26 protein-coding genes are annotated in these 26,259 nt (G+C 64.5%); 17 read left to right on the top strand and 9 right to left on the bottom strand.

Translation table 11 applies throughout. From position 1 onward, the window contains the following. The first annotated feature begins 12 nt into the window (after positions 1–12). From IF10I1_RS20805 to IF10I1_RS20775, 7 genes are all read left to right on the top strand, one after another. Complete coding sequence (locus IF10I1_RS20805) at positions 13–657, top strand: nicotinate-nucleotide adenylyltransferase (RefSeq protein ID WP_186391611.1); 645 nt, start codon at positions 13–15, stop codon at positions 655–657. Positions 658–899: 242 nt separating this feature from the next. Continuing rightward, the gene (gene rsfS / locus IF10I1_RS20800; protein ID WP_081625965.1) at positions 900–1,298 is read left to right on the top strand and encodes a ribosome silencing factor; all 399 of its coding nucleotides are present in this window, start codon (positions 900–902) and stop codon (positions 1,296–1,298) included. Between the two features lie 90 nt (positions 1,299–1,388). Continuing rightward, positions 1,389–1,871 (top strand): 23S rRNA (pseudouridine(1915)-N(3))-methyltransferase RlmH, encoded by a 483-nt coding sequence (gene rlmH, locus IF10I1_RS20795; protein ID WP_019963653.1) that lies wholly within the window; start codon positions 1,389–1,391, stop codon positions 1,869–1,871. Between the two features lie 381 nt (positions 1,872–2,252). Beyond that, on the top strand, positions 2,253–3,557 hold the full coding sequence (locus IF10I1_RS20790) for a peptidoglycan DD-metalloendopeptidase family protein (protein ID WP_082676130.1): 1,305 nt from the start codon (positions 2,253–2,255) through the stop codon (positions 3,555–3,557). Next, positions 3,554–4,906, top strand: a complete 1,353-nt coding sequence (locus IF10I1_RS20785) for a S41 family peptidase (protein ID WP_186391610.1) — start codon at positions 3,554–3,556, stop codon at positions 4,904–4,906. Before IF10I1_RS20790 ends, IF10I1_RS20785 begins: the two co-directional genes overlap by 4 nt. Before the next feature lie 137 nt (positions 4,907–5,043). Continuing rightward, entirely contained in the window at positions 5,044–6,183 is a 1,140-nt protein-coding gene (locus IF10I1_RS20780) for a divergent polysaccharide deacetylase family protein (RefSeq protein WP_082205973.1), read from the top strand. Between the two features lie 86 nt (positions 6,184–6,269). Continuing rightward, on the top strand, positions 6,270–6,821 hold the full coding sequence (locus IF10I1_RS20775; protein ID WP_058898331.1) for an RNA pyrophosphohydrolase: 552 nt from the start codon (positions 6,270–6,272) through the stop codon (positions 6,819–6,821). Positions 6,822–7,150: 329 nt separating this feature from the next. Here IF10I1_RS20775 and queG read toward each other — a convergent pair whose 3' ends face one another. After that, complete coding sequence (queG, locus tag IF10I1_RS20770; protein WP_244284586.1) at positions 7,151–8,326, bottom strand: tRNA epoxyqueuosine(34) reductase QueG; 1,176 nt, start codon at positions 8,324–8,326, stop codon at positions 7,151–7,153. A gap of 23 nt (positions 8,327–8,349) precedes the next feature. Further along, positions 8,350–9,042 (bottom strand): glutathione S-transferase family protein, encoded by a 693-nt coding sequence (locus tag IF10I1_RS20765; RefSeq protein WP_019963659.1) that lies wholly within the window; start codon positions 9,040–9,042, stop codon positions 8,350–8,352. 181 nt (positions 9,043–9,223) lie between these two features. On the opposite strand from IF10I1_RS20765, the gene IF10I1_RS20760 reads away from it, so the two are divergent. Beyond that, positions 9,224–10,030 (top strand): undecaprenyl-diphosphate phosphatase, encoded by an 807-nt coding sequence (locus tag IF10I1_RS20760; protein WP_050473342.1) that lies wholly within the window; start codon positions 9,224–9,226, stop codon positions 10,028–10,030. Positions 10,031–10,145: 115 nt separating this feature from the next. On the opposite strand, the gene IF10I1_RS20755 is transcribed toward IF10I1_RS20760, so the two are convergent. Both IF10I1_RS20755 and IF10I1_RS20750 read right to left on the bottom strand, forming a co-directional pair. Continuing rightward, entirely contained in the window at positions 10,146–10,469 is a 324-nt protein-coding gene (locus tag IF10I1_RS20755) for an AzlD domain-containing protein (protein ID WP_186391609.1), read from the bottom strand. Further along, on the bottom strand, positions 10,462–11,211 hold the full coding sequence (locus tag IF10I1_RS20750; RefSeq protein WP_208977101.1) for an AzlC family ABC transporter permease: 750 nt from the start codon (positions 11,209–11,211) through the stop codon (positions 10,462–10,464). The genes IF10I1_RS20755 and IF10I1_RS20750 overlap by 8 nt, the downstream gene beginning before the upstream one ends. Positions 11,212–11,253: 42 nt before the next feature. On the opposite strand from IF10I1_RS20750, the gene IF10I1_RS20745 reads away from it, so the two are divergent. The 3 genes from IF10I1_RS20745 to maiA all read left to right on the top strand — a co-directional run bounded on the left by IF10I1_RS20745 (position 11,254) and on the right by maiA (position 14,316). Then, positions 11,254–11,814 carry a helix-turn-helix domain-containing protein gene (locus IF10I1_RS20745; RefSeq protein ID WP_094462800.1) on the top strand — a complete coding sequence of 187 codons (561 nt, stop codon included), beginning with the start codon at positions 11,254–11,256 and terminating at the stop codon, positions 11,812–11,814. A 97-nt stretch (positions 11,815–11,911) separates the two neighbouring features. Next, on the top strand, positions 11,912–13,141 hold the full coding sequence (locus IF10I1_RS20740; RefSeq protein WP_186391608.1) for a S9 family peptidase: 1,230 nt from the start codon (positions 11,912–11,914) through the stop codon (positions 13,139–13,141). Between the two features lie 524 nt (positions 13,142–13,665). Continuing rightward, positions 13,666–14,316 (top strand): maleylacetoacetate isomerase, encoded by a 651-nt coding sequence (maiA, locus tag IF10I1_RS20735; RefSeq protein ID WP_186391607.1) that lies wholly within the window; start codon positions 13,666–13,668, stop codon positions 14,314–14,316. 67 nt (positions 14,317–14,383) lie between these two features. Here the strand turns inward: maiA and fsa are convergent, their stop codons facing one another. Continuing rightward, positions 14,384–15,037: a fructose-6-phosphate aldolase gene (gene fsa / locus IF10I1_RS20730; RefSeq protein ID WP_050473346.1), complete on the bottom strand. Its 654-nt coding sequence runs from the start codon at positions 15,035–15,037 to the stop codon at positions 14,384–14,386. Positions 15,038–15,267: 230 nt separating this feature from the next. Between fsa and IF10I1_RS20725 the strand changes: the two genes are divergently transcribed. The 6 genes from IF10I1_RS20725 (at position 15,268) to IF10I1_RS20700 (ending at position 22,731) form a co-directional block, all read left to right on the top strand. After that, a complete protein-coding gene (locus IF10I1_RS20725; protein ID WP_186391606.1) occupies positions 15,268–17,463 on the top strand; it encodes a primosomal protein N' in 2,196 nt (731 codons plus the stop codon). Between the two features lie 221 nt (positions 17,464–17,684). Beyond that, positions 17,685–18,245: a F0F1 ATP synthase subunit delta gene (locus IF10I1_RS20720; protein WP_050473643.1), complete on the top strand. Its 561-nt coding sequence runs from the start codon at positions 17,685–17,687 to the stop codon at positions 18,243–18,245. After that, complete coding sequence (atpA, locus tag IF10I1_RS20715) at positions 18,245–19,774, top strand: F0F1 ATP synthase subunit alpha (RefSeq protein WP_050473348.1); 1,530 nt, start codon at positions 18,245–18,247, stop codon at positions 19,772–19,774. The genes IF10I1_RS20720 and atpA overlap by 1 nt, the downstream gene beginning before the upstream one ends. A 37-nt stretch (positions 19,775–19,811) precedes the next feature. Next, a complete protein-coding gene (locus tag IF10I1_RS20710) occupies positions 19,812–20,693 on the top strand; it encodes a F0F1 ATP synthase subunit gamma (protein ID WP_058898322.1) in 882 nt (293 codons plus the stop codon). A 19-nt stretch (positions 20,694–20,712) separates the two neighbouring features. After that, entirely contained in the window at positions 20,713–22,137 is a 1,425-nt protein-coding gene (gene atpD, locus IF10I1_RS20705) for a F0F1 ATP synthase subunit beta (protein WP_050473350.1), read from the top strand. A 186-nt stretch (positions 22,138–22,323) separates the two neighbouring features. Next, positions 22,324–22,731 carry a F0F1 ATP synthase subunit epsilon gene (locus tag IF10I1_RS20700; protein ID WP_050473351.1) on the top strand — a complete coding sequence of 136 codons (408 nt, stop codon included), beginning with the start codon at positions 22,324–22,326 and terminating at the stop codon, positions 22,729–22,731. Between the two features lie 198 nt (positions 22,732–22,929). Here IF10I1_RS20700 and IF10I1_RS20695 read toward each other — a convergent pair whose 3' ends face one another. The 4 genes from IF10I1_RS20695 to IF10I1_RS20680 form a co-directional block, all read right to left on the bottom strand. Next, positions 22,930–23,136 carry a hypothetical protein gene (locus IF10I1_RS20695; RefSeq protein ID WP_050473644.1) on the bottom strand — a complete coding sequence of 69 codons (207 nt, stop codon included), beginning with the start codon at positions 23,134–23,136 and terminating at the stop codon, positions 22,930–22,932. Between the two features lie 242 nt (positions 23,137–23,378). Then, on the bottom strand, positions 23,379–25,004 hold the full coding sequence (locus IF10I1_RS20690; protein ID WP_186391605.1) for an NTP transferase domain-containing protein: 1,626 nt from the start codon (positions 25,002–25,004) through the stop codon (positions 23,379–23,381). Then, positions 25,004–25,699, bottom strand: a complete 696-nt coding sequence (locus tag IF10I1_RS20685; protein ID WP_186391604.1) for an XdhC family protein — start codon at positions 25,697–25,699, stop codon at positions 25,004–25,006. Before IF10I1_RS20685 ends, IF10I1_RS20690 begins: the two co-directional genes overlap by 1 nt. Next, positions 25,689–26,009, bottom strand: a complete 321-nt coding sequence (locus IF10I1_RS20680; protein ID WP_019963676.1) for an XdhC family protein — start codon at positions 26,007–26,009, stop codon at positions 25,689–25,691. Before IF10I1_RS20680 ends, IF10I1_RS20685 begins: the two co-directional genes overlap by 11 nt. Positions 26,010–26,259 lie beyond the last annotated feature (250 nt).

Genomic DNA, 26,259 nt, shown 5'->3' with positions numbered 1-26,259 from the left:
CGGACCCATGACGTGACATCATCCGCCACCGGCCGGTTCGAGGCCGATCCCCGCTGGACCAGACTGCCGCATGCGGAACCGGGAAACCGGATCGGCCTTTTCGGCGGCTCGTTCAATCCGGCCCATTCGGGGCACCGCCTCGTGGCGGAAACGGCGCTGAACCGGCTGAAGCTGGATCAGGTGTGGTGGCTGGTGACACCCGGAAATCCGCTGAAGGATCATGCGGACCTTGCGCCCCTGAGCCAGCGGCTGGAACAGGCCGCCGCCCTTGCGCGCCATCCGCGCATGAAGGTGACGGCCATTGAAGCGCGGCTGCGCACGGCCTATACGGCTGAGACGCTGGCACGGCTGAAGGGCCTGCGGCCGGATCTTGCCTTCGCCTGGATCATGGGGGCGGACAATCTCGCCAGCTTCCACCGCTGGCAGGACTGGCGGGGAATTCTCAATCAGGTCACCGTCGCCGTGGTCAACCGGCCCGGCGCGTCCCTGTCACCTCTCTTTGCTCCCGCAGCAAGAGCCTTTGCCCGCTACCGGCTGGCCGAAGTGGATGCGCCGCTGGCGCTGTCCATGAAGCCGCCGCACTGGGTTTTCCTGCATGCGCCGCTGGACCCGGTCTCCTCGACAGTCCTGCGCGCCAGACAGAAGGAAGGGCTCTGAATACAGGCACTTGCGGCATCCGGACACAAGCAGGGCCTGAACCTCTGCATCCCGGCGCCCGAGCCTGAGACGGCAAAGAATTAACACTGACACGGCTTGTGTCTTGAAAATGACAGATATGAAGCACTATTCTTGGGGCAGATGGCAGATCCAGGGTCTGAAACTCTGCCGTCCTTGTGGTGCGAAACGGGGATGCCCGGGCATCCCTATCCAACCTGTGGCGAAAGGCGAAACACCTGAGCATGACCTTGCACTCCGGAGAGGCACACGTGTCCTCTCCCACTCAGCCGTCTTTGGATGTAGCTCCCAAAGGCAATCTGATCGACGCGATCCTCTCCAGTCTCGACGCTTCGAAAGCGGAAGAGATCGTTTCCCTCGACATCGCGGGCAAAAGCTCGCTGGCCGATTTCATGGTGATCGCCTCCGGGCGTTCGCACCGGCATGTGGGCGCCATCGCCGACCACCTGCTGCGCGACATCAAGGAATTGGGCTTCGGCAATGCCCGTATCGAAGGCCAGACCCATTGTGACTGGGTGCTGATCGACGCCGGTGACGTGATTGTCCACGTCTTCCGTCCGGAAGTCCGCGGCTTCTACAATCTTGAGAAGATGTGGTCCGCCGACGCGAACGACGTGCAGTAAGGCCAAAGCTGGCCCGGCCAGATGCGCAAAAGGCATCTGGCCTGACGGCCCTTGGAGCTCCCGGCAGCAAACGCCGGGGGAACGTAATTCATGCGCTATGTCATAGCGGCTGTCGGCCGCATGAAATCCGGTCCGGAGCGCGAGCTGCTGGACCGTTATCTCGACCGTGCCCGCAAGACCGGCCGGGCCCTTGGCGTGACTGCGGTCGATGTCACCGAGACAGTGGAAAGCCGTGCCCAGCGCTCCGAGGACCGCAAGGCGGAAGAGGCGCAGGTTCTGCTCTCGGGCCTGCATCCGCGCGCAAGGCTGATTGCCCTCGATGAAACCGGCAAGACCATGGCGAGCCCGGCCTTTGCAGAGGTTCTGCGCGGCTGGATGGACGAAGGCTGCCCGGAAATCGTGCTGGCCATCGGCGGCGCGGACGGCCACGGCCCCGATCTTCTGGCCCGTGCGGACCTGAAGCTTGCCTTCGGCGCCATGACCTGGCCGCATCAGATCGTGCGCATTCTGGTGGCAGAACAGGTCTACCGGGCGCTGACGATCCAGTCCGGCCACCCCTATCACAGAGTTTGATGGCAAGCCCGTGCGGTGTCTGAGCAAGGCCAAGGCGTGATGCGCTGGCATCCCAGCGCCCTGGCATGGGCAAGATCTGCGGTCAGCTTCACGCAAGATGACAAAATGATCATCTGCACCAGCTTTTCCGGCCCGGATCCCGCCGCATTTGCGCTCTAGTTTCTCTGCTGTGGAGCGAACGGGACGGTAAACGCTTCGTTAATGACAAGGCCGCATCCTCGCCTCACATATCTGGCTGTCCCGGTGGAATCACTCTCCGGGCGGAGGGTATGCCGAGACAGGTGCCTCGGCACATCTGACAGGACGATCGTGGTGCAGCCCTTGCGAATGGCGGGAAGCAGCAGAGCTTTGCAGTCGCGGCGCCCTCTGGCGCTGGCGGGTCTGCTTGCGCTCATTTCGGCTCTTCCGCAGCCCGCCGCGGCTCAGGCTGTCCCGGCCGTGGAGGCCGGCGTGTCCGGCCATGCGGCAGAGGTGCTGAAGCGCAAGCTGGAGCGCGAAGCGGAACTGGCGGCCCTGTCGCGGGACATCGAGCTGTCCTCCGGGCGCCAGCAGGAAATCGAGCAGGAAATTGCCTCGCTCGACCGGGATAGCGAATCCCTGACCAATTCGATCCTGAGCACGGCCGGACGGATCAAGGGACTGGAAGGCAACATTGCCGATACCGAACGCCGGCTGGAGCGGCTGACGGCCAATGAAGACACCGTGCGCGCCTCACTATGGCAGCGCCGGGACACGCTGGCCGAAATCCTCGCTTCGCTGCAGCGGATCGGGCGGCGTCCGCCGCCTGCGCTGGTGGTGCAGCCGAGCGACGCCCTGTCAGCGGTGCGCAGCGCCATCCTGCTGAACGCGGTGATGCCGGGCCTGCGCATCGAGGCAGAAGCGCTTGCCTCCGATCTTGAGGAACTGAACCGCCTCAAGTCCGGTATTGTGGCCGAGAAGGACAAGCTGCGGGCCGATGCCACACGGCTTGCAGAGGAAAAATCACGTCTGGAACTGCTGATGGCCGCCAAGCGGCAGGAGCGGGAAAGATCGGCCGGGGAACTGGCCGCAGAGCGGCAGAAGGCAGAGGACCTTGCAGCGCAGGCTGGATCTCTCAAGGAATTGATCGCCTCGCTGGAGACGGAAATCGAGAGCGCCCGCAAGGCTGCGGAGGCGGCAGCGGCTGCTACGGCCCTGCGCCAGAGCGGCCGCGCACCCTCCCGCACGGCGCCGCCCGATCCGGGCCGGCTCAGCCCGGCGGTCGCCTTTGCAGAGACAAAAGGCCTGCTGGCACGGCCAGTTGCAGGCGGCATGCTGAAGGACTACGGCCAGAGCGACGACTATGGCGGGCAGACGGAAGGCCAGACCTTCTCCACCCGTCCGGGCGCGCAGGTGACCGCCCCCGGCGACGGCTGGGTGGTCTATTCCGGCCCCTTCCGGTCTTTCGGCCAACTCTTGATCCTGAACGCCGGCGACGGTTATCATGTGCTGCTTGCCGGAATGGACAGGATTGATGTCGAACTGGGGCAGTTTGTTCTTGCCGGAGAGCCCGTCGGTGTGATGGGCTCCACCCAATGGGCGAGTGCTTCGACCTATGGCTTGGGATCGACCAGCCCGGTCCTATATGTTGAATTCAGAAAAGATGGCAGTGCGATTGACCCCACCCCCTGGTGGGCCAGCACAGAGGAAGAAAAGGCTCGCGGATGATACGGAAAGCTTCTCTGCTGTTCACCGGCGCACTGATCGGCGCTGTGGCGGTCACAACCTTTTCAAACCTGCCCATTCGTCTGAGCGGCGCAGCCAACGCAGCAGCTTCGGATACCTACCGCCAGCTGAACCTGTTTGGTGACGTGTTCGAGCGTGTCCGCTCGGACTATGTCGAGGTGCCGGATGACGCTGAGCTGATCGAATCTGCCATCAACGGCATGCTGACCTCGCTGGATCCGCATTCCAGCTACATGCCACCGAAGGCTTTCCGCGACATGCAGGTGCAGACCCGCGGCGAGTTCGGCGGCCTTGGCATCGAGGTGACGATGGAAGACGGCCTCGTCAAGGTCGTCTCGCCGATCGATGACACCCCGGCCGCCAAGGCAGGCCTCATGGCCGGCGATTTCATCGTGCAGATCGATGGCGAGCAGGTGCAGGGCCTGACCCTGAACCAGGCGGTCGAGAAGATGCGCGGCCCGGTCAAGACCCAGATCAAGGTCACCATCCGCCGGGACGGCCGTGCCGACCCCTTTGACGTGACCCTGACCCGCGACACCATCCGCATCCGCTCCGTCCGCTGGCGTGAAGAAGGCGACGTCGGCTATATCCGCGTCACCCAGTTCAACGAGCAGACCTATGACGGGCTGCAGAAGGCCATCGACGAAATCTCCACCAAGATCGGTGGCGACAAGCTGAAGGGCTATGTGCTCGACCTGCGCAACAACCCGGGCGGTCTGCTGGATCAGGCGATTGCCGTCTCCGACGCCTTCCTTGACCGGGGCGAGATCGTCTCGACGCGCGGCCGCAACGCCGAGGAGACCCAGCGCTACAACGCCCGCGCCGGTGATCTGACCCGCGGCAAGCCGGTCATCGTGCTGGTGAACGGCGGTTCGGCCTCAGCCTCGGAAATCGTGGCTGGCGCCCTGCAGGACCACCGCCGCGCAACCGTTCTGGGCAGCCGGTCCTTCGGCAAGGGCTCCGTGCAGACCATCATTCCTCTGGGCGCCAATGGGGCGATCCGGCTGACCACGGCACGCTACTACACCCCGTCGGGCACCTCGATCCAGGCCAAGGGCATCCAGCCGGATATCATTGCCCTGCAGGACCTGCCGGAAGACATGCAGGGCCGCGCTGAAACCACCGGCGAGGCAGGCCTGCGCGGGCATCTTTCGGCCGGCAATCAGGAAGACGCCGAGCAGAAGGAAGAATCCGGCAGCCAGGCTTATGTGCCGGCCGACCCGAAGGACGACAAGCAGCTGAACCTTGCACTGGATCTTCTGCGCGGCGTGCAGGCCAACAGCGCCTTCCCGCCGTCGGCTGACCAGCAGAAGGCAGCTGTTCCGAACTGACCGGAGACGTCCGCAAAATCACTCTCCGGCAGGCCCTTCGTCGCTTGTAGGCCTGCCGGAGTTGAGCAGCATCTGAACCAGCAGGCAGGCGCCGCGTTCCGTCACCCGGAAGGCGGCGCAAGGATATTTGGAGCGTCATGGCGGCGAAGGACCTCACAGCGCCTTTGGGCATGGGCAAGCGGAAACTGATCCGTTTGCCGTTCGGCCTGATCGGTATGGGACTGATGACGGTGGTCATCACCACCGGCCTGCTGTGGATGGGCGTCGTCGATGATCCGCTCGGCGGTGAGCCCACCGCCGTGGTGCCGCTGGAACGCACGGTCGAGGGCCTGGCCGCCCGTGACATCGCAGCCTTGAGCGTGCAGCAGGATCTCAGTTCCGACGAAGATGGCCGGGCAGGCAAGCAGCACGCCACCCTGGGGCCCCGCTTTGACGATGAGGCCAACCAGCCCAGCCGCATCGGCGAAGGCCTGTCGGTGACGCCCGATCAGCGGGTCACAGAGCGTGTCGAATATGGCTATTTGCCCAAGGTTGGCGGTGATGGCATCCGGCCGCTGGATCTTTATGCAAGGCCGCTGTCAGGTGATCTTCTGTCCGCACCACGCATTGCCGTTGTCATCGGCGGGATCGGCCTGTCGGAAGCAGGCAGCCAGAATGCGCTGAAGAGCCTGCCGCCGGAAGTCACGCTGGCCATCGCGCCCTATGCCGCCACACCCGACCGCTGGATGAAACAGGCGCGGGCGGCAGGCCATGAGCTTTTGATGCAGCTGCCGCTGGAGCCGTTCGATTATCCGGACAATGATCCCGGCCCGCACACGCTGCTGGTGAGCCTGCGCAGCCCCGAGTTTCTTGACCGGCTGAGCTGGCTTCTGTCGCGGACCACCAACTATGCCGGTGTAATCAACACGCAAGGCGGCCGTTTCACCGCAGCCGAGCCTTCCATGCAGCTGCTGCTGGAACAGGTCACCCAGCGGGGCCTGATGTATGTGGATGACGGATCGTCCTCCCGCACGGTCGCACCGGCGGCCGCCTCTGCGGCCCGCACACCCTTCAGCCGGGTCGATGTTGTGCTGGATGCCGTCCCGCGGGCAGAAGATATCAACGGCCAGCTTCTGCAGCTGGAGGCTCTGGCGCGGGCCCGCGGCGTTGCCGTTGCATCGGGCACGGCCCTGCCCGTTACCATCAAGACGCTGCAGGAATGGGCTGCGGATCTGGAACGGCGCGGCCTGCAGCTGGTTCCCGTCAGCGCCACCATCGACAGAGCACCGCAAGGCTGATACCGGAGAGGCCGCCCGTATTTCAGCGGATGGCAGCCTGCGGTTTTGTGATAGTCTGACCTGGCTGACGGGATGTGGAGTAAGACGTGAGCAAGGCCTTGCATGATTTTCCGGGTGCGGGTGCACCCGGCCAGCTGCCCTACCGCCCCTGTGTGGGCATCATGCTTGTCAACCGGGAAGGCCGTGTCTGGGCCGGTCACCGGTTCGATCCCAAGGCCGCCCACAAGGGGCGCAAGATCGAGGAAGAATACGCCTGGCAGATGCCGCAAGGCGGCATCGATGCGGGTGAAGATCCGCTGACCGCAGCCTTCCGCGAGCTCTATGAGGAAACCTCCGTCCGCTCCGCATCGCTGATTGCCGAAGCCCCCGGCTGGTTCACCTACGACTATCCGCCCGAAGTGCTCGCCAGCACCCGGCATGGCAGATACCGGGGACAGGCGCAGAAATGGTATGCCCTGCGCTTTGAAGGCGAGGACAGCGAGATCGACATCCTCACCCCGCCCAAGGGCCATTCGCAGGAGTTTGACGGCTGGCGCTGGGAGGAGGCTGCAAGGCTTCCGGAGTTGATCGTCCCCTTCAAGCGGCATGTCTATCAGCAGGTGGTTGAGGCCTTCGCAAGGCTTGTGCCGGGGCTTTGATCCTGCTCCAGGGCGCATTCATGATGTCCGGGCCTGCGGCACCGCTCCGGCTTTACCTCGTCTCTGATGCCGCCTTGGCCTTTGCGGATAGCCCCACCACGAGGCACTGCGCCTTGTAACAGGCACTGAGTCACCCCGGCCAAGCGCAGCGCGAGCCGGGGCCTACTCGTTCGCAGAGAGATGCTTGTTTCCACAGTCTTGCGGCAGGCTCCCGCCCGGAGCAAGTGTCTGCGCCGCGCTTCAACCTCACCGCTCTGCAAACGAGTGGATCCCGGATCTTCGCTCCGCTGCGTCCGGGACGACGCCCGGTGTGTGGCACGGCTCCGGCTTTACCTTGTCTCTGATGCCGCCCTGGCTTTTGCGGCCTGCCATTCGCGGCGCACATCTGCGTCTGTTTCCTGGGTGAGCCGGTCCTCTGCCAATGCTGCAAAGGCTTCCGGCGCAAGCAGGCGGGACAGGGCCCAGACGGCGGCACCGCGCACGACAGCCGCATCATCGTCCAGCAGCGCCACGGCCTGTGGCACATGACCGGCATCGGCGCTGTTTCCTGCCGCGATCAGGCAGTTGCGGATGAAGCGGTCCCGGCCGATGCGCTTCACCGGCGAGCCGGAAAAAAGCTGGCGGAAGGCCGGATCATCCAGCCTCAAGAGCGTGGCCAGTGACGGCGCCTCCAGATCCTCCCGCGCCTGCAGCTTGGCTTCGCGGGCTTCCACGGCAAACTTGTTCCAGGGGCAGGCGGCAAGGCAATCGTCACAGCCATAGATGCGGTTGCCCATGGCCACGCGGAACTCGTCCGGAATCGGTCCGGCGTGCTCGATGGTCAGATAGGAAATGCAGCGGCGGGCATCGAGCCGGTAGGGCTGCGGGAAGGCGTCTGTCGGACAGGCGGACAGGCAGGCCCGGCAGGAGCCGCAATGGTCGCGCTCCGGCTCTGCGGCAGCAAGATCCAGCGTGGTGAAGATGCTGGCGAGAAAGAACCAGGAGCCGAGCCGCCGTGACACCAGATTGGTGTGCTTGCCCTGCCAGCCAAGGCCTGCAGCCTGTGCCAGCGGCTTTTCCATCACCGGCGCCGTATCGACGAAGACCTTCACATCACCGCCGCCCGCACGCGAGACAAGAAAGCTCGCCAGCTCTTTCAGCTTGCCCTTGATGACATCGTGATAATCCCGGTGGCGGGCGTAGACGGAAATATTGCCCCGGTCCGGATGGGCAAGGTTCTCCAGCGCATCCCCGGCAGGGCCATAATTCATGGCCAGCATGATGACCGAGCGCACGTCCGGCCACAGCACACCGGGGCTGGCGCGCCGGTCCGCCGTTTCCTCCATCCAGCCCATGGAGCCGTGATGGCCATCGGCGAGAAACTGCGCCAGCCGCTGCGGCGCTAGCGGAATGGCATCGGGCCGGGTGATGGCGAGATCATCGAAGCCCAGCTGGGCGGCCTTGTCCCTGAGCTGGCGGCAAAGGCGGTCCAGAGCCTTTGCCGAAAGCACCGGGTTTGAAGGCACGGCTGGGCTGTTGCGGCTCTGCGTCAGAAGTCCAGATCCGCGTAGGTCATCGACGGCGGCATGCCGAGCATCTTTTCGCTCAGGAGCGGACGGAAGCTCGGGCGCGATTTCACCCGCGCATACCAGGCCTTGACGTTCTCCTCGGTGTCCCATGGCACTTCGCCCAGATAATCGGCGCAGGACAGTTCGGCGGCGAGCGCGAAATCCGCAAAGCTCAGCCGGTCGCCGCCCAGCCATTTGCGCGAGGCCGCAAGATAGCCGAAATAACGCATGTGATGGTGAATATTGGCGCGCGCCACGCGCAGAATGGCCGAATCAGGCTCGCCGCCGCCGACAGAGCGGGGCATGTCCTGCTTGTAGATGCGCTCGCGCACGAAATGGCCGGCCACCTCATCATCGAACTTGCGCAGGCCCCATTCCACCAGACGGCGGGTTTCTGCCCGCAGCTCCGGATGGTCCGGCATCAGCCGCCGGTCGCCCATCGCATAGCCGCGCGTTTCATCGAGATATTCCATGATGGCATAGGGACCGCAGACCGGCGTGCCGCCGTTCTCGATCAGAACCGGCACGGTTCCGGCCGGATTGAGCATCAGGAATTCCCGGCGCCGTTCCCAGGGGTTGATGGTGTGCATCTCGTAATTTGCGCCGTACTCCCCGAGGATGAGACGCACAAAACGGGAAGACGGCGAGAACGGATGATGATAAAGCGTGAGCATTCAGTGATTTGGACCTTCAGCGCCGGGTGCCCCCCAAGCGCCCGCCACAACTCTAGTAGGATATGGTTAGCATCCTGTTGCTGCCGCCCTCTTTTCCCGCGAGCCAGCGCGCCCGCATAGATCATGCCCCGCAGCGGGATTCAATAGCCTCTCAACAGGTCTTTTCAGGAGTTCATTTCCGATGACAAGCGATACGATCATCAGCGCCTTCATTCTGGGCATTGTCGAGGGTCTGACCGAGTTCATTCCGGTCTCCTCCACCGGCCACATCCTGCTGCTCGGCCACTTCCTCGGCTTTGAGAGCACGGGCAAGACCTTCGAGGTGCTGATCCAGCTCGGCGCGATCCTCGCCATCCTCAGCGTCTATTTCGGCCGCCTGTGGTCCATCGCCACCGCCCTGCCGAACGACCGGCGCGCCCAGCGCTTTGTCGCGGGCATCCTGCTTGCCTTCCTGCCGGCAGCCGTCATCGGCGTGCTGGCGCATGGCTTCATCAAGTCGGTGCTGTTTGAATCACCGGCCCTGATCTGCACCACCCTGCTGCTGGGCGGTGTTGCACTGCTGGTGATCGACCGGCTGCCGCTGAAGCCGCGCTATCACAACGCCATGGATTTCCCCCTGCACCTGTGCCTTGCCATCGGCTTCGTCCAGTGCCTTGCCATGGTTCCGGGCGTGTCGCGCTCCGGCTCGACCATCGCCGGTTCCCTGCTGATGGGTACGGACAAGCGCTCTGCAGCGGAATTCTCGTTCTTCCTGGCCATGCCGACCATGGCAGGCGCCTTTGCCTATGACCTCTACAAGAACCGCGATGTTCTCTCCATGGACGACGCCACGATCATCGCCATCGGCTTTGTCACGTCCTTCGTGGCGGCCGTATTTGTGGTGCGCAGGCTGCTGGACTTCGTCTCGCGCCACGGCTTTGCGCCTTTCGCCTGGTGGCGCATTGGCGTCGGCCTTGCCGGCTTTGCCGGTCTCTATTTCTTCGGATAAGCGGCTCATACCAACCCTCGATGAGCTTGCCTCATTGAGGGTTGGTCAAGCCCGTGCGGCGCATGAGCAATTTCAAGGCGTGATGCGTCAGCATCGAAAGCCTTGGTATCAAGCCTCAGGCGATGCCGGAGGCCCTGAGCGCCGCCGTCACGGCAGCCGCGCCAATGACGATGACGGGAAACGGCGCCCGCAGCAGATAGAACCCAAGACCGGCGGCAACGCCTGCAGGTCTCGCCCAGCCCGCAAAGGCAGCCCCGTCCAGCAGGGCGGAACTGGCCATCAGCGACACCAGAATCACGACAGCCGCAGCCTGAAACAGCTGCTGCATGCGCCCCGACAGGACCAGCCGCCCATGCAGCAGGGGACCGGTGGCGCGGAAGGCGAAGGTGCCAGCCGCCAGCGCCAGAATGGCGGCCATCGGCATCAGGTTCTCAGTCATGTGCAGGATCTCCCTCTGGCGGGACAGTACGCGGCCAGACGATGAAAACCACCAGCCCGCTGAGTGCGGCCAGCACCGGGACACCTGCGGGCAGCACCGGTGTCAGCACGAAGGCGATGGCCGCCCCCAGACCCGCAGCAAGCCGCAGCCGGGCATCCTTCAGCGCCGGCAGCACCAGTGCCAGCAGCACCGCCGGGAAGGCCGCATCAAGGCCCAGCGCCGAAGCATCGCCCACCGCCTGACCGAGCAACGCCCCGGCGAATGTCCCCACGTTCCACAGGATGTAGAGACCGATGGCGCAGGCCCAGTAAAGCGCACGAGCGCGCTCCGGGTTGCTGTCCTTCAGCGAAAAGGCCAGCGCCTCGTCGGTCAGAAGGTGCGATCCGAGCAGTTTCTGCAAGAGCCCGCCGCGCAGCAGGCCTGCCACCGAAAAGCCGAAGGGCAGATGCCGGGCGTTGAGCACCAGCCCGGCCAGAACCGCAGCCACCGGCCCGCCGCCCGCGAGCACCACGCCAACGGCAGCGAACTGCGAGGCCCCGGCAAAGACGATGGTGGACATGGCCAGCGGCACCCAGAACGGCAATCCGCCGCCCGTGGCTATGGCCCCGAAGGAAACACCGGCAATGGTGGTGGCGCCGCAGACCAGCAGCACGTCCATCCAGTCCCGGCGCGTGAGTGTTTGAAATATCGTCCGCATGTGCGATAAAATGGACAAAGCCACATCGTTCGTCAAGTCGAACATTCGTTCGACTTAAAAACACCAAACCAGGCACAAAGGCCCCGCATGTCAGACACCGCCGAAGCCCTCCGGCAATGGATTTCCATCGCACTCAAGACCGAGCGCGAGAAGGCGGGACTGAGCCTCAGCGAGTTGGCGCGGCGGGCGGGCCTTTCCAAGTCCACCCTGTCCCAGTTGGAGGCGGGCAACGGCAATCCGGGCATCGAGACGCTGTGGATGCTGGCGGTCGCGCTCAACATTCCCTTCAGCCGCCTTGTCGACCGGCCGGAGCGCAGCACCCGTCTGGTGCGGGCGGGCGAAGGCCCTTACACCTTTTCGGAAGAAGCCGCCGTCCGCGCAACGCTTCTGTCCACCGGCAGCACCGGCGCGAGGCGGGACATTTACCGCATGGACCTTGAACCCGGACGCGCGCGGCGCTCTCCGGCCCATATTGCCGGTTCGACGGAACATGTGCTGGTCGCATCCGGCCGCGCCCGCGTCGGCCCGGAGACGGAAACCGAAGACCTCTCACCCGGCGATTACTACACCTATCCCGGCGATACGGCCCATCTCTACGAAGCCCTTGAGCCCGGAACGGTGCTGCTGCTGGTGATGGAGCACGCCTGACATCAAGGGTTTGAGGTCCTAACGCTTTTTTCGCTTCCCTTGCGGTAAAACACGGCATCCGGCGCGGGGTGCGCCGCAGCCATGAAGGGGACCTTCCGTGCAAGGGCAGCTTTCGATTTTCCGTCATCTGCTGGCCGCCGCCAGCTTCTGCGCCGCCATTTTCGCCGTGGCGCCCGCAGCTTACGCCGCAGATAACGGCCCTGTCTCCGTCGAACAGGGCGTGACCTACGAATATCTCGACCGCTGGGACGTGGACAAGCTGAACGAAATCCTGACCAAGGATACGCCTGCCTTTGCCGGCATTACCGAGACCTACACCCCGGCCCGCAATGCGGTGAAGCTCTACCGCGTCACCTATCCGTCCGTGATCCCGGAGCGCGGCAACAAGCCGACCACCGCCACCGGCCTGCTCGCCGTTCCAGACGTGGACGGCAGCAGCTTCCCCGTCGTGTCCTACCAGCACGGCACGGTCTACCTGAAGCAGCAGGTGCCGTCCTATCCGGATCAGTCGCCGGAAACCCAGCTGATGATCGCGCAGTTCGCCGGGCAGGGTTATCTGCTCATCGGTGCGGACTATTTCGGCCTCGGCGATTCGCCCGAGACGGAAGGCTACATGGTCAAGGCCAGCCACCAGCAGGCCACCTATGACATGCTCACCGCCAGCCGGTCCGTGCTCACTGCCATGAAGCTGGAGGACAGCAAGCTGTTCCTCGCCGGCTGGTCGCAGGGCGGCTATGTCACCATGGCCATGGTGCAGAAGCTGGAACAGGCCGGTGTGCCCGTCACGGCCGCCGCCACCGCCAGCGCGCCCATCGACATTTTCGCCGCGCTCAACGGCTTCCTGAATTTCCCGCGCAAGTTCGATGCGGATTGGGTCAACAGCCTGTTCATCCTGTCGTCCTTCTCCTACGAGCACTACTACGGCCTGCCCGGCCTTGCCCGCTCGATGATCGCGGAGGAATATTATGACGTGGCGCAGAAGGCCTATCTGCGCGAGCCCATTGATCCGTCCACGATCCCGGGTGACCTGCACAAGCTGCTGAAGCCGGAATATTTCGACACCCAGTTCTTCGCCGCCTCCGCCTTTGGCCGCCTTGCGGCGCAGAACGAGGTCTTCCGCTGGATCTACAAGACCCCGGTGCGCAACTATTACGGCGAAACGGACGAAGCCATCTCCGTGGGCGTCGGCCGCATGGCCATGACCTATCAGCAGGCCATCGGCGCCGGAAACCCGGCTGTGGAAGCCGTCTCCACCGGCGACACCACCCACCGCGGCACCTTCGCCCGCGCCACCCCGCAGTGGAAGGCCTGGTTCGACGGGCTGTGAGGGGCCGAAAGGCCCCCTCCTTTTGCCGACCTCTCCTTCCTTGAGCTACGGCATGCACACATCCGTTGCGGACATCGGCCGCAGTGATGCATCTGATCTGTGGCAGGACCTCGCCGCTCCCCTCCCCCTGGTGGGGAGGGGTAAGGGGTGGGGGGATCTGAGCCCGCAACTATATGAAAGACAGATATTTTCCTGAAGAGGCATTACGAGGGGAATCTATCTGTAATCAATGGATACTCTACCAGCCGGAAAGGCCTTCCCCCCACCCCTAACCCCTCCCCACGAGGGGGAGGGGGGCTGAAACGCCGTGCCGGAATGACCAGACTGCGGGCTTTCCCCAAGCCGTCTCCGGCTTCAAGCACGATGTGTGAATCCGGTAGCCCTCGTGGGGAGGGGGTTGGTGCACGTCTGAGGGAAGCGCGCGGCTGTCCGTTCGTGTCCCCCTTGAATTCCCCTTCCCCGCTTGACGGCATATAGTTGCATTTGCAATCAATTGCATTTCCAGTCCGCCTTGGGAGGGGCTTATGGGCCGCGTTGTCCTTCACACCTATTTCCGCAGTTCCACGTCCTACCGGGTGCGCATTGCGCTGGCGATGAAGGGCATTGCCTATGAGCCGGTGTTTCATCACCTGCGCCTCGGCAAGCACCGGGAGCCCGGATATCTTGCCGTCAACCCGCAAGGCCTGGTGCCCACGCTGGAGTGGAGCGACGGCACGGTGCTGAGCCAGTCGCTGGCCATCATCGAGTTTCTGGACGAGATGGTGCCGGAGCCGCGGCTGCTGCCGGAGAATGCCAGGGGCCGGGCGCGGGTGCGGATGCTGTCGCAGATGATTGCCTGCGACATCCACCCGGTGAACAACCTGCGCATCCTCAACGCCCTGCGCAGCCGCTTCGGCGCCGATGACGCGGCCGTCGCGGACTGGTTCCGCACATGGGTGGCCGAGACCTTCGCTCCGCTGGAGATGCTGCTGGCGCAGAGCCCGGAAACCGGCCGCTTCTGCCACGGCGACGCAGTGACCATGGCCGATCTCTGCCTTGTGGCGCAGGTGGCCAACAACGGCCGCTTCGGCGTGGACATGAGCCCCTATCCGGTGATCTCCCGCATCCACGCCGCCGCCATGGACCTCCCCGCCTTCATCGCCGCCGCCCCGCAGAATCAGCCCGACGCGGAATAGCCCGCCAAAAAGCAAACGGCGCCCGCTGGGGGCGCCGTGCATCTTCGAAACCCGGTGAACCGGTCAATCAGGCGATCGACTGGCCGGTCTTGGCCCAGTCGGCCAGGAAGGTTTCGAGGCCCTTGTCGGTCAGCGGATGCTTGACCAGTGCCTTCAGCGTTGCCGGGGGAATGGTGGCAACATCGGCGCCGGCGATGGCGCAATCCTTGACGTGGTTGATGGTGCGGATCGACGCGGCCAGGATTTCGGTCTGGAAGCCGTAGTTGTCGTAGATCACCCGGATCTCGCGGATCAGCTCCATGCCGTCGATGTTGATGTCATCGAGACGGCCGATGAAGGGCGAGATGTAGGTGGCACCGGCCTTGGCAGCCAGCAGCGCCTGCGTGGCGGAGAAGCACAGGGTGACGTTGGTCTTGTGGCCGGCAGAGGTCAGCGCCTTGCAGGCCTTGAGGCCATCCATGGTCAGCGGCAGCTTGATGACGACATTGTCAGCAATGGCGGCCAGCACCTTGGCCTCGCGCATCATGCCTTCATAGTCGGTCGCGGCCACTTCGGCGGACACGGGGCCCTTGGTGATCTTGCAGATCTCGGCAATGACCTCCTTCATCGGGCGGCCGGCCTTCATCACGAGCGACGGATTGGTGGTGACGCCATCGAGCAGGCCGGTGGATTCCAGCTCGGCAATCTCGGCGGTGTCTGCGGTATCGACAAAGAATTTCATGCGAGTATCCACTCCCCTTGCGCCCGGCTTGCCCTCTGGGGCAATCAGGCATGAGTTGAGACGCGTGCGATGGAGGTGCCGCGCGTCTGTCCCGTCCCTGCCTCTTTAGCGTAGGATTGCGCCGAGCAACACCCCCGATTCGGAATGTGACAAGCGATTGCGGTACGCACCTCAGCATTTGACCCGGTTTTCTGGCGCAGGACGCATGAGCCTCCGCGAAGCGAGGACCCATGCTGTTTGACGATCTGCCCCGCAACCATGAAACCATCGTCAGCGTGCTGGTGCCGGTCGCCGTGCCTGCGCCCTATACCTACAAGGTGCCGGCGGAGATGAGCGTGCGGCCCGGTGCCATCGTGCGTGTGCCGCTGGGCCCGCGCGAGGTGGTGGGTGTCGTCTGGGATGTGGAGCCGGAGGCGGGCATCGATCCGCGCAAGCTCAAGTCCATCACCCATGTCTATGACGCCCCGCCGCTGGGCGATGAACTGCGCCGCTTCATCGACTGGGTCGCCAACTGGACGCTGGCCGCGCCGGGCATGGTGACCCGCATGGTGCTGCGTTCGGAAGATGCGCTGGAGCCGGAGGCGCCCGTTTCCGGCGTCATCCGCGTCGAGGACGCCGCGCCGGACCGGGCAACGCCTGCCCGCGCCAAGGTGCTGGCGCTGATGGAAGACGGCATGGCCTGGACGAAAGCCGGCCTTGCCTCGACGGCCGGTGTCAGCGCCTCGGTCATCGACGGGCTGTTGCAGCAGGGCGTTCTGGAAACCGTGGCGATGACCGCCAGCCCCCTGCCCCTGCCGCCGGATCCGGCCTTTGCCCCGCCGCAGCTGACACCTGCCCAGAGTGCCGTGTCATCCGCACTGGTGGAGAGCTTCGAGAAAGGCGGCGTGGTATCGCTCATCGATGGCGTCACGGGCTCGGGCAAGACGGAGGTCTATTTCGAGGCCGTGGCAGAAGCCATAAGGCGCGGACGGCAGGCGGTGATTCTGGTGCCGGAAATCGGCCTGACGGAACAATTCCTGCGCCGCTTCGAGCAGCGCTTCGGCGTGCCGCCTGCTGAGTGGCATTCGGAAATCACGCCGAAGAAACGCGCCCGCGTCTGGCGCGGGGTGGCGAAGGGCGAGATCCCCGTGGTGGTGGGCGCGCGCTCGGCGCTGTTCCTGCCCTTTGCCAAGCTGGGGCTCATTGTCGTCGACGAAGAGCACGACACCGCCTTCAAGCAGGATGACCGGGTGTCCTACAACGCCCGCGACATGTCCGTGGTGCGCGGGCATCTGGCGCGCTTTCCTGTGGTGCTGGCCTCAGCCACGCCGTCGGTCGAGAGCCGGGTGAATGCGGATACGGGCCGCTACGTGCGCCATGTTCTGCCGGAGCGCGCCACGGGCGCCGCCCTGCCGGAGCTGGGGCTCATCGACATGCGCACCGAAGGGCCGGAGCGCGGCCGCTGGCTGGCGCCTGCCATGATCGAGGCCATCCGCCAGACCTTTGCCGAAAAACACCAGTCGCTCCTGTTCCTAAACCGGCGCGGCTATGCGCCGCTGACGCTCTGCCGTTCCTGCGGCCACCGGTTCCAGTGCAGCCATTGCAGCGCCTGGCTGGTGGAGCACCGGATGAAGGGCAAGCTGGTGTGCCACCACTGCGGCCATCAGGAACCCGTGCCCCGCGCCTGCCCCGCCTGCGGCACGCAGGATGCCCTGGTCGCCTGCGGCCCCGGCGTGGAGAGAATCGCCGAAGAGGTGGAAGGGCTTTTTCCGCAGGCCCGCACCCTCATCCTTTCGTCGGATATCAGCGGCGGCCCGGAGCGGCTGCGGCGGGAGATGAAGATCGTCGAGGAGGGCGGTGCCGACATCATCATCGGCACGCAGCTCGTCGCCAAGGGCCACAACTTTCCGCTGATGCGGCTTGTCGGCGTGGTCGATGCGGACCTGGGCCTTGCCCATGGCGACCCGCGCGCGGCCGAGCGCACCTTCCAGCTTCTGGCGCAGGTGACGGGGCGTGCCGGACGGATGACCGGCGGCGGGCGCGGGTTGCTGCAAAGCTATTCGCCCGATCATCCGGTGCTGAAAGCGCTGGTTTCCGCCGACCGCGAGGCCTTTTACCAGGCCGAGATCGAGACCCGCCGCGTCACTGGCCTGCCGCCGTTCGGCCGGCTGGCGGCGCTGATCATCTCGGGTCCGGAAAAGGCGCAGGCGGAAGGCTTTGCCCGTGCCGTGCTGCGCGCTGCCCCGCCGCATCAGGGCATCACCGTGCTGGGCCCGGCCGAGGCGGCGATGGCGCTGGTGCGCGGCCGGCACCGGTTCCGCCTGCTCGCCATGGCGCCGCGTCAGGTGGACCTTCAGAGCTATCTGCGGCACTGGATGAGCCTTGTTCCACCCGCCCGCGGCGGGTTGCGGCTGCAGATCGATATCGACCCGCAGCAGTTTTTGTGACCGCTGTTGCGCGTTGCGGCAAGATTCCGCCCAAAATGCAGCATTTCTGCCCACTGGCAAAGTTGCACACCTCGGTGGGCTGTGTTATTCGAGGCGCGGCTTCTGGGGGGTGCGGTTCTGCCGTCAAACCTTATGACCCTGAAAAACCAATAATTTTCAAGGCATTGACTCGGGGTTTCCCCTTGCCGGTGCCAAGAAATGTGTCAGAGAGCTCGGACCTGGTGACTGACAACGTATCTCTCGTATCCGGCGTCGCGAAGCGCTATGCTTCTGCCCTGCTGGACCTTGCCGGGGACGGCGGCGTGACCGCAGACGTCGAGCGTGATCTCAATGCGTTTGAAGGCATGCTTGCCGAAAGCGCGGATCTCGTCCGTCTGGTGCGCAGCCCCGTATTCAGCGCCGATGAGCAGCTTGCGGCTCTGGACGCGCTGCTTGCCAAGGCCGGTATCACCGGTCTTGCCGCGAATTTCGTGAAGCTGGCTGCAAAGAACCGCCGCCTCTTCGTTCTTCCCGACATGATCAAGGCCTTCCGGGCGCTTCTTGCCGAGAAGCGTGGCGAGACGACTGCTGAAGTCGTTTCCGCTGCTCCCCTGTCGGATGCGCATGTCGCTGCCCTCAAGGAAGCGCTCTCTGCTTCCACGGGCAAGTCCGTCAAGATCGCCGCGAGCGTTGATCCTGCCCTCATTGGCGGCCTTGTCGTCAAGGTCGGCAGCCGCATGATCGACACGTCGCTGCGCACCAAGCTCAATACTCTCAAGTTCGCAATGAAAGAGGTCGGCTGATGGATATTCGGGCCGCGGAGATTTCCGCTATCCTCAAGGACCAGATCAAGGGTTTCGGCCAAGAAGCCGAAGTGTCCGAAGTCGGTCAAGTGCTTTCCGTCGGTGACGGTATTGCGCGCGTTTACGGACTGGACAACGTCCAGGCCGGTGAAATGGTCGAGTTCCCGGGCGGTATCCGGGGCATGGCGCTCAACCTTGAAACCGACAACGTCGGTGTCGTGATTTTCGGTTCCGACCGCGACATCAAGGAAGGCGACACTGTCAAGCGTACCGGCGCCATCGTGGAAGTCCCGGTCGGCAAGGGCCTGCTCGGCCGCGTTGTCGATCCGCTGGGCAACCCGCTGGACGGCAAGGGCCCGATCGAAGCTGCCGAAATGCGCCGCGTCGACGTCAAGGCTCCCGGCATTCTGCCGCGCAAGTCCGTGCACGAGCCCATGTCCACCGGTCTCAAGGCGATTGACGCCCTGATCCCGATCGGCCGCGGCCAGCGCGAGCTCGTCATCGGTGACCGCCAGACCGGCAAGACCGCGATCATCCTCGACACCTTCCTCAACCAGAAGCCGCTTCATGAAGGCTCGGACGAGAGCAACAAGCTGTACTGCATCTATGTCGCAGTCGGCCAGAAGCGCTCCACCGTCGCCCAGTTCGTGAAGACCCTGGAAGACAGCGGTGCTCTCGCCTACTCCATCGTCGTCGCCGCAACCGCTTCGGATGCAGCCCCGCTGCAGTTCCTGGCTCCGTTCGCTGGCTGCGCCATGGGCGAATACTTCCGCGACAACGGCATGCATGCCGTGATCGGTTACGACGACCTTTCCAAGCAGGCCGTGGCTTACCGCCAGATGTCCCTGCTGCTCCGCCGCCCGCCCGGGCGCGAAGCTTTCCCGGGCGACGTGTTCTACCTGCACTCCCGTCTGCTGGAGCGTGCGGCCAAGCTGAACGAGGACAACGGCCTCGGTTCGCTCACCGCTCTGCCGGTCATCGAGACCCAGGCAAACGACGTGTCGGCCTACATTCCGACCAACGTGATCTCGATCACCGACGGTCAGATCTTCCTTGAAACCGACCTGTTCTACCAGGGCGTCCGCCCGGCCGTGAACGTGGGTCTGTCGGTGTCGCGCGTCGGCTCCTCGGCCCAGATCAAGGCGATGAAGCAGGTGGCAGGCCCGATCAAGGGCGAGTTGGCTCAGTACCGCGAAATGGCGGCCTTTGCCCAGTTCGGCTCCGACCTCGACGCCACCACCCAGCGCCTGCTGAACCGTGGTGCCCGTCTGGTCGAACTGCTGAAGCAGCCGCAGTTCTCGCCGCTGAAGACGCAGGAGCAGGTTGCGGTCATCTACGCCGGCGTGAACGGCTACCTGGACAAGATCCCGGTGGACCGCGTTCGCGAGTTCGAGGCTGGCCTGCTGCTCTCCCTGCGTGGTGAGCATGCGGACCTCCTCGACGCCATCTGGCAGAAGAAGGCCCTCGACGATGAGCTGACCGCGCGCCTTCGTGCCGCGATCGAAGCTTTCGCCAAGAGCTTCTCGTAAACCAGAAACGCTGTCGGGATAAGGAGCAGGGGCGGCCATGCCGAGCCTGAAGGACCTAAGAAACCGTATCGCCTCGGTCAAGGCGACGCAGAAGATCACCAAGGCCATGAAAATGGTGGCCGCGGCGAAGCTGCGTCGCGCCCAGGACGCTGCGGAGGCGGCCCGGCCCTATGCGGAACGCATGGAGCAGGTGCTGGCCAACATTGCCGCTGCCTTTGAAGGCCGCGATGATGCGCCGAAGCTGATGACCGGAACGGGGCGCGATCAGGTACATCTCCTGATCGTCGCCACCGCCGAACGCGGCCTGTGCGGCGGCTTCAACTCCTCGATCGCCAAGCTGGCGCGCGAGCGGGCCCGGAGCCTCATTGCACAGGGCAAGGAGGTGAAAATCCTCTGCGTCGGCAAGAAGGGCTTCGATGCCATCAAGCGCGAGCTTGGCAAGTACGTCATCCGCACCATCGAGCTGCGCGGCGTGAAGTCCGTTGGCTATGCCAACGCGACTGACATCTCGGACGTCGTCTTCAAGATGTTCGAGGCCGGCGAGTTCGACGTCTGCACCCTGTTCTTTGCCGAATTCAAGTCGGTGATCAGCCAGGTGCCGACGGCGCAGCAGCTCATTCCGGCCAAGCTGCCGGAGACGGCCAAGGCTGCCGATGGCGCGTCGCTGGTGTACGAGTACGAGCCCGACGAGGCCGCTATTCTGACCGACCTTCTGCCCCGCAACGTGTCGGTGCAGATCTTCCGTGCGCTCCTTGAGAACGCCGCCTCCGAGCAGGGCGCCCGCATGTCCGCCATGGACAATGCGACCCGCAACGCAGGCGACATGATCAAGAGACTGACACTGCGCTACAACCGCCAGCGTCAGGCTCAGATCACCAAGGAACTGATTGAAATCATCTCGGGCGCCGAAGCGCTCTGACCGGATCGAGGATTGAGGGATGGCTGACAACAAAGTCGGACAGATCACCCAGGTCATCGGCGCCGTGGTCGACGTCAAGTTCGACGGCCACCTGCCGCAGATTCTGAACAGCCTGGAAGCGGACAACCAGGGCACCCGTCTGGTGCTCGAAGTTGCCCAGCATCTCGGCGAAAACACCGTTCGCACCATTGCGATGGACTCCACCGAAGGCCTCGTGCGCGGCCAGAAGGTCACCGACACCGGTGCGCCGATTGCTGTACCGGTTGGCGCCGGTACCCTGGGCCGCATCATGAACGTGATCGGCGAGCCGGTTGACGAAGCCGGCCCGATCCCCCATGACGCCAAGCGCGCCATCCACCAGGAAGCTCCGAGCTTCGTCGAGCAGTCGACCGAAGCCCAGATCCTGGTCACCGGCATCAAGGTGGTGGATCTGCTGGCTCCTTACGCCAAGGGCGGCAAGATCGGCCTGTTCGGCGGCGCCGGCGTCGGCAAGACCGTTCTGATCATGGAACTCATCAACAACGTCGCAAAGGCGCACGGCGGTTACTCCGTGTTCGCCGGCGTGGGTGAGCGTACCCGTGAAGGCAACGACCTTTACTGGGAAATGATCGAATCGGGCGTGAACAAGAAGGGCGGCGGCGAAGGCTCCAAGGCTGCACTTGTTTATGGCCAGATGAACGAGCCCCCCGGGGCACGTGCACGCGTTGCTCTGACCGGTCTCACCGTCGCCGAGCATTTCCGTGACCAGGGCCAGGACGTGCTGTTCTTCGTGGACAACATCTTCCGCTTCACCCAGGCCGGTTCCGAAGTGTCCGCTCTGCTCGGCCGTATCCCGTCGGCCGTGGGTTACCAGCCGACGCTGGCGACCGACATGGGCACCATGCAGGAACGCATCACCACCACCACCAAGGGCTCGATCACCTCGGTGCAGGCCGTTTACGTGCCCGCCGACGATCTGACCGACCCGGCGCCGGCTTCGACCTTCGCCCACCTCGACGCAACGACGGTTCTTAACCGCTCGATCGCCGAAAAGGGCATCTACCCGGCCGTGGACCCGCTGGACTCGACCTCGCGCATGCTGGATGCCCGCATCATCGGCGATGAGCACTACAATGTGGCTCGCCAGGTGCAGCAGACTCTGCAGCGTTACAAGGCCCTGCAGGACATCATCGCGATCCTGGGCATGGACGAGCTGTCTGAAGAAGACAAGCTGACCGTGGCCCGCGCCCGCAAGATCGAGCGCTTCCTGTCCCAGCCGTTCTTCGTGGCCGAAGTCTTCACCGGTTCGCCGGGCAAGCTCGTCGCCCTCGAAGACACGATCAAGGGCTTCAAGGGCCTGGTCGAAGGCGAGTACGATCACCTGCCGGAAGCTGCCTTCTACATGGTCGGCAACATGCAGGAAGCGATCGAGAAGGCCCAGCGCCTGGCTGCTGAAGCTGCCTGATGCAATCTGCCGCTGCCGGGCTTCCCGGCAGCGGCCTGTAATACCAGCCCGTGCGGCGTTTGAGCCTGTTCAAGGCATGATGCGTTAGCATCGTAAGACTTGGTATAATTGGCGGGCGCCCGCGTGGCGCCGCTTCTTGCAGGGCGGCTTTGCCGCCCGCATTGCGACGAACAAAGGACACGCCAGATGGCACAGCCATTTCAGTTTGAGCTTGTCTCCCCTGAGCGCCTTCTCCTGTCGGACAAGGTTCTCGAGGTCACCGTTCCCGGCAGCGAAGGCGAGTTTGGTGTCCTGAAGGATCACAGCCCGTTCATGGCCACCATGCGTCCGGGCCTGCTGAAGGTCCGCACCGGCGAAGGCAAGCTGGTCGAGTACTTCGTGCGCGGCGGCTTTGCCGACGTGTCCACCAGCGGTCTCACCGTTCTGGCCGAACAGGCCATTCCGGTGACTGAGCTGAAGGCCGACGTTATCGCCCAGCAGGTGCAGGACGCCCGTGAGGACGTTGCCGACGCCCGCGACGACGAAGCGCGCACCAAGGCCGAAGCAACGCTGGCCCAGCTGATCGAAATCCAGACGGCGCTCAAGGCAGCCTGAGGATAGCGGCCGGTCTCGCTCAGAGCGGACATTTTTCGAAACGCGGTTCTCCGGAGCCGCGTTTTTTGTTTGCCGCAGGACAATCCTCCTCCCTGCTCCACGTTGGCCCGAACAAGAAAAAACCCGGCTCAACGGGGAGCCGGGTTGAAAGAGGACAGCCGGGAGGAGGAAAGCTGCCCTGTCTTGAGTTTCCGTGCCTCAGGCCGCGATGCGCTTGAAGGCCGGAGCAGACGCGCTCCTGGAGCGGCGGCGCTCTTCCGGCGGCATGTAGACCAGCGCGCGGTGGTCCGTGCAGTAGGACGTTCCGGACTCGACGCGCACATTGCACGGGAACGTGTAGTTGCCGCTGTCACCTTCGGCCCACTTGCAGCGGCCAGGACGCGGGAGGCTCAGAGCATTATCCATCTTCTTTTCCTTCTTGCCGGTCTCTGTTGCACGAAAACGCAAAAGACCGGCCGCTCCTCCGGAACTTGCCGGGCGGCCAGACGTCGCATTCTCGTGCTGGAATCTCATGGCGGCGCCGAACCGGAACAAGGTCAGGCCAGCAACCGCAAATCAAGTGCAGGTTACATAATGCCCCTGCAGACTTTGCGCAAGAGCTTAGCCGTCATGGAAGACCTGCAGACAAAGCATGGCTGCAACTGCAGTTAACCTTCTGTCAATACTCCGCCCTCCGCGGCCAGAGACTCACGCGTGTCGAGATCAAGCCGCGCGGCACGGCCCAGTTCAACTTCGGTACACACATCATCATGCGCGCCGATGAGATGCCTGGCACCCGTATCACCTTGAAGCTGCATCAGATCTTCGCGGAAGCGCATGTCGATGAGCACCGGATTGCCGCGCTTGCCCTCTGCCGTCGCCAGCACGATCAGATGCCCCTCGCTGCGGTCATGGGCCGCAATCAGCGCATCAATCATGGCACCGGTGATGCGCGGCATGTCGCCCAGCAGAATCACGACGCCATCGAGATTGTCCGGCAAGGCCCGCAGCCCAAGGCGGATGGAACTGGCCATACCCTCCGCAAAACCGGGGTTGATGACCGCCCGCACACGGCTTCCGTCTGCTTCTTCACTCACCCGTTCCGCCATGTGGCCGGTGACCAGGATCACCTTTTCGAGCTGACTGGCTGCGGCCGCGTCAATGACATGGCGTACGACGCTTTTTCCATCCAGCTGCGCCAGAAGCTTGTTGCCGCCCGCCATGCGGCTGGAACGGCCCGCCGCCAGAATGATGCCGCCATAGCGCCCGCTGGCACTGGCGGCTGAAAACTTGCCCGCCCCCTGCTGCCGGGGCTGCGGGCGGCTGGCGATCTCCATCAGAAGGCCGCCGACGCCAAGCCCGGTCACCACCTCTGGCGTGACAGGAAGCCCCGCCAGCAGCCGGTCCAGCACCCAGTCGAAGCCGTTTTCTGCCGGACTGCGGGCACAGCCCGGCGCGCCGATGACCGGCATGCCGTCCAATTCGCCCAGCAGCATCAGATTGCCCGGATCCACCGGCATGCCGAAGTGGATCACCCTGCCACCGGCCTGTTCGATGGCGCCGGGCAGAATATCGCGCCGGTCGGCAATGGCGGAGGCGCCGAAGAGCACGAAGAAATCCGCCCCCTGACGCTTCAGGGCGGCAAGCGCCTCTGCCACCGCGTCCCTGTCATGGGCCACCCGGTGCTCGCCAATCACCACGCTGCCGGAGGCCTCAAGCCGCCGCTCCAGCACCTTGCGGGTCTTGTCCAGGGTAACCGGCTTCAGTTGCGGCAGCAGGGTCGCCACCAGCCCCACCCGGCGGGCGCGGTAGGGCGCGACGCGGATTGCCCCTGCCCCAGCCAATTCCGCCGCAGCCAGATGGTGTTCGGCCACCGCATAGGGGATGATCTTGGCTGTTGCCACCATCCGGCCCGCATTAACGGCGGCAAATTCCGGCAGGGTGGCGAAGGTCAGCGCCGGATCAATGCGGTTCATGGCATCGACCTTCTGCCGGTCGATCACCAGCACACCATTCACCTCCGCATGAAGATTGACGCGGCCGGTCTGCACCCCGTCCCGGATCAAGCCGCTGCCCGCTGCGGCCTTTGCCAGCCGCTGGGCCGCCGTGTTTTCATCCACATCGCCGGGCTCCAGCCGCGCCACCGTCACATCCGTCAGCCCCGCTGCGGCCAGCGCCTCGATGTCGGCTGCGGTGAGGCGGTGCCCCTTCTTCAGCAAGCCGCCAGCCGTGCGCGTCGCATGAACCAGCAGCGCGCCTTCGGCTTGCGCCAGAGGGAGGGGACCAAACTGCATCAGCGCCCTCCACCCGGCTTGCGCAGCGCGGCAATCACCTCACCCAGCACCGCGACGGCGATTTCGGCCGGTGAGGCTGCCCCGATATCAAGGCCGATGGGCGCGCGGATGCGGGCAAGATCCGCTTCTGCGACACCTGCCGCCGCCAGCCGCTGCAGGCGGGAGCCATGCGTCTTGCGGCTGCCCAGCGCGCCCACATAAAAGCACCCCGCCCGCAGCGCGCTTTCCAGCGCAAAGTCATCGATCTTCGGGTCATGGGTGACGGCGGCCAGCGCCGTATAGGCATCCAGCGGGCGCGCGCGCAGTGCATCCTGCGGCCATTCGGCCATCAGCACATCCGCCGGGAACCGCTCGGGACTGGCAAAGGCGGTGCGCGGATCAATCACCGTCACGTCAAACCCGGCAATCTGCGCCATGGGCAGAAGCGCCTGCGAGATATGCACCGCGCCGATGATCACGAGGCGCGGCGATGGCACGGAAACGGTGAGGAAGGACTGCGTTCCATCCTCCGCGCTCACCAGCCCGGACGCGCCGGACAGGAACCGCTTTTCCAGCTCTGCGGCGAGAGGGTCCTCAGCCGCGACCACCCCCTTTTTCACCAGCCGCTGGGCGCCGCTGGCAAGCTCCGTCACCAGAATGGCTGCACGGCGGGCCGAACGCTCCTCATTGAGAGCGGCAAGAAGATCAAGCTGCATGGGTGACCGGCTCCACATAGACGCGGATGCGCCCGCCGCAGGACAGGCCGACCCGCCAGGCAGTTTCATCGGCGACGCCGAATTCCAGCATCGAGGCCTTGCCGGAGGCAATCACGTCCGCCGCCTCGGCGACGACCGCGCCTTCGACACAGCCGCCGGAGACGGAGCCCTCGAAATTGCCCTGCGCATCAATGACGAGATGGGAGCCAACCGGCCGGGGCGCAGAACCCCAGGTCTCCACCACCGTCGCAACCGCCACCTTGCGGCCCGCCTTCACCCAAGCTTCTGCCACTGCCAGTTCATCCGCCATGGCACTCTCCCTCATGGTCTTTCCCGCAAGGATACAGGGAGGATGCAGGCGCTGGAAAGAAAAACCCATTCAACCGGGCTGCTGCCAAAATACTGGCCGGAAAAGGAACAGCGCCCCGGAGGGCCGGGGCGCTGCAGCGGAACCAGGCATGATGGGTGCGCATGCCGGGGCCCGTTTGGAAAGCTGTAAAACGAGAGACAGCCGCAGCGGGGCTGCGGCTGTCTCTCATGTCATTCCCGTACGGGAAAGC

This window comes from Pannonibacter sp. I15F10I1, assembly GCF_900185665.1.
Classification (GTDB): domain Bacteria; phylum Pseudomonadota; class Alphaproteobacteria; order Rhizobiales; family Stappiaceae; genus Pannonibacter; species Pannonibacter indicus.
The sequence above is the reverse complement of the archived record's forward strand: the minus strand, read 5'-3'. Positions and strand labels throughout refer to the sequence as shown.

Excerpts from the sequence above, each read along its gene's own strand:
- IF10I1_RS20765 (WP_019963659.1), bottom strand. The coding sequence starts at position 9,042 with ATGCTCACGCTTTATCATCATCCGTTCTCGCCGTCTTCCCGTTTTGTG.
- IF10I1_RS20710 (WP_058898322.1), top strand. The coding sequence starts at position 19,812 with ATGCCGAGCCTGAAGGACCTAAGAAACCGTATCGCCTCGGTCAAGGCG.
- maiA (WP_186391607.1), top strand. The coding sequence starts at position 13,666 with ATGGGCCGCGTTGTCCTTCACACCTATTTCCGCAGTTCCACGTCCTAC.
- IF10I1_RS20785 (WP_186391610.1), top strand. The coding sequence starts at position 3,554 with ATGATACGGAAAGCTTCTCTGCTGTTCACCGGCGCACTGATCGGCGCT.
- IF10I1_RS20755 (WP_186391609.1), bottom strand. The coding sequence starts at position 10,469 with ATGACTGAGAACCTGATGCCGATGGCCGCCATTCTGGCGCTGGCGGCT.
- IF10I1_RS20750 (WP_208977101.1), bottom strand. The coding sequence starts at position 11,211 with ATGTTCGACTTGACGAACGATGTGGCTTTGTCCATTTTATCGCACATG.
- IF10I1_RS20685 (WP_186391604.1), bottom strand. The coding sequence starts at position 25,699 with ATGCAGCTTGATCTTCTTGCCGCTCTCAATGAGGAGCGTTCGGCCCGC.
- IF10I1_RS20745 (WP_094462800.1), top strand. The coding sequence starts at position 11,254 with ATGTCAGACACCGCCGAAGCCCTCCGGCAATGGATTTCCATCGCACTC.
- fsa (WP_050473346.1), bottom strand. The coding sequence starts at position 15,037 with ATGAAATTCTTTGTCGATACCGCAGACACCGCCGAGATTGCCGAGCTG.
- IF10I1_RS20725 (WP_186391606.1), top strand. The coding sequence starts at position 15,268 with ATGCTGTTTGACGATCTGCCCCGCAACCATGAAACCATCGTCAGCGTG.
- rlmH (WP_019963653.1), top strand. The coding sequence starts at position 1,389 with ATGCGCTATGTCATAGCGGCTGTCGGCCGCATGAAATCCGGTCCGGAG.
- atpA (WP_050473348.1), top strand. The coding sequence starts at position 18,245 with ATGGATATTCGGGCCGCGGAGATTTCCGCTATCCTCAAGGACCAGATC.
- IF10I1_RS20695 (WP_050473644.1), bottom strand. The coding sequence starts at position 23,136 with ATGGATAATGCTCTGAGCCTCCCGCGTCCTGGCCGCTGCAAGTGGGCC.
- IF10I1_RS20690 (WP_186391605.1), bottom strand. The coding sequence starts at position 25,004 with ATGCAGTTTGGTCCCCTCCCTCTGGCGCAAGCCGAAGGCGCGCTGCTG.
- IF10I1_RS20680 (WP_019963676.1), bottom strand. The coding sequence starts at position 26,009 with ATGGCGGATGAACTGGCAGTGGCAGAAGCTTGGGTGAAGGCGGGCCGC.
- IF10I1_RS20700 (WP_050473351.1), top strand. The coding sequence starts at position 22,324 with ATGGCACAGCCATTTCAGTTTGAGCTTGTCTCCCCTGAGCGCCTTCTC.
- atpD (WP_050473350.1), top strand. The coding sequence starts at position 20,713 with ATGGCTGACAACAAAGTCGGACAGATCACCCAGGTCATCGGCGCCGTG.
- IF10I1_RS20780 (WP_082205973.1), top strand. The coding sequence starts at position 5,044 with ATGGCGGCGAAGGACCTCACAGCGCCTTTGGGCATGGGCAAGCGGAAA.
- IF10I1_RS20760 (WP_050473342.1), top strand. The coding sequence starts at position 9,224 with ATGACAAGCGATACGATCATCAGCGCCTTCATTCTGGGCATTGTCGAG.
- rsfS (WP_081625965.1), top strand. The coding sequence starts at position 900 with ATGACCTTGCACTCCGGAGAGGCACACGTGTCCTCTCCCACTCAGCCG.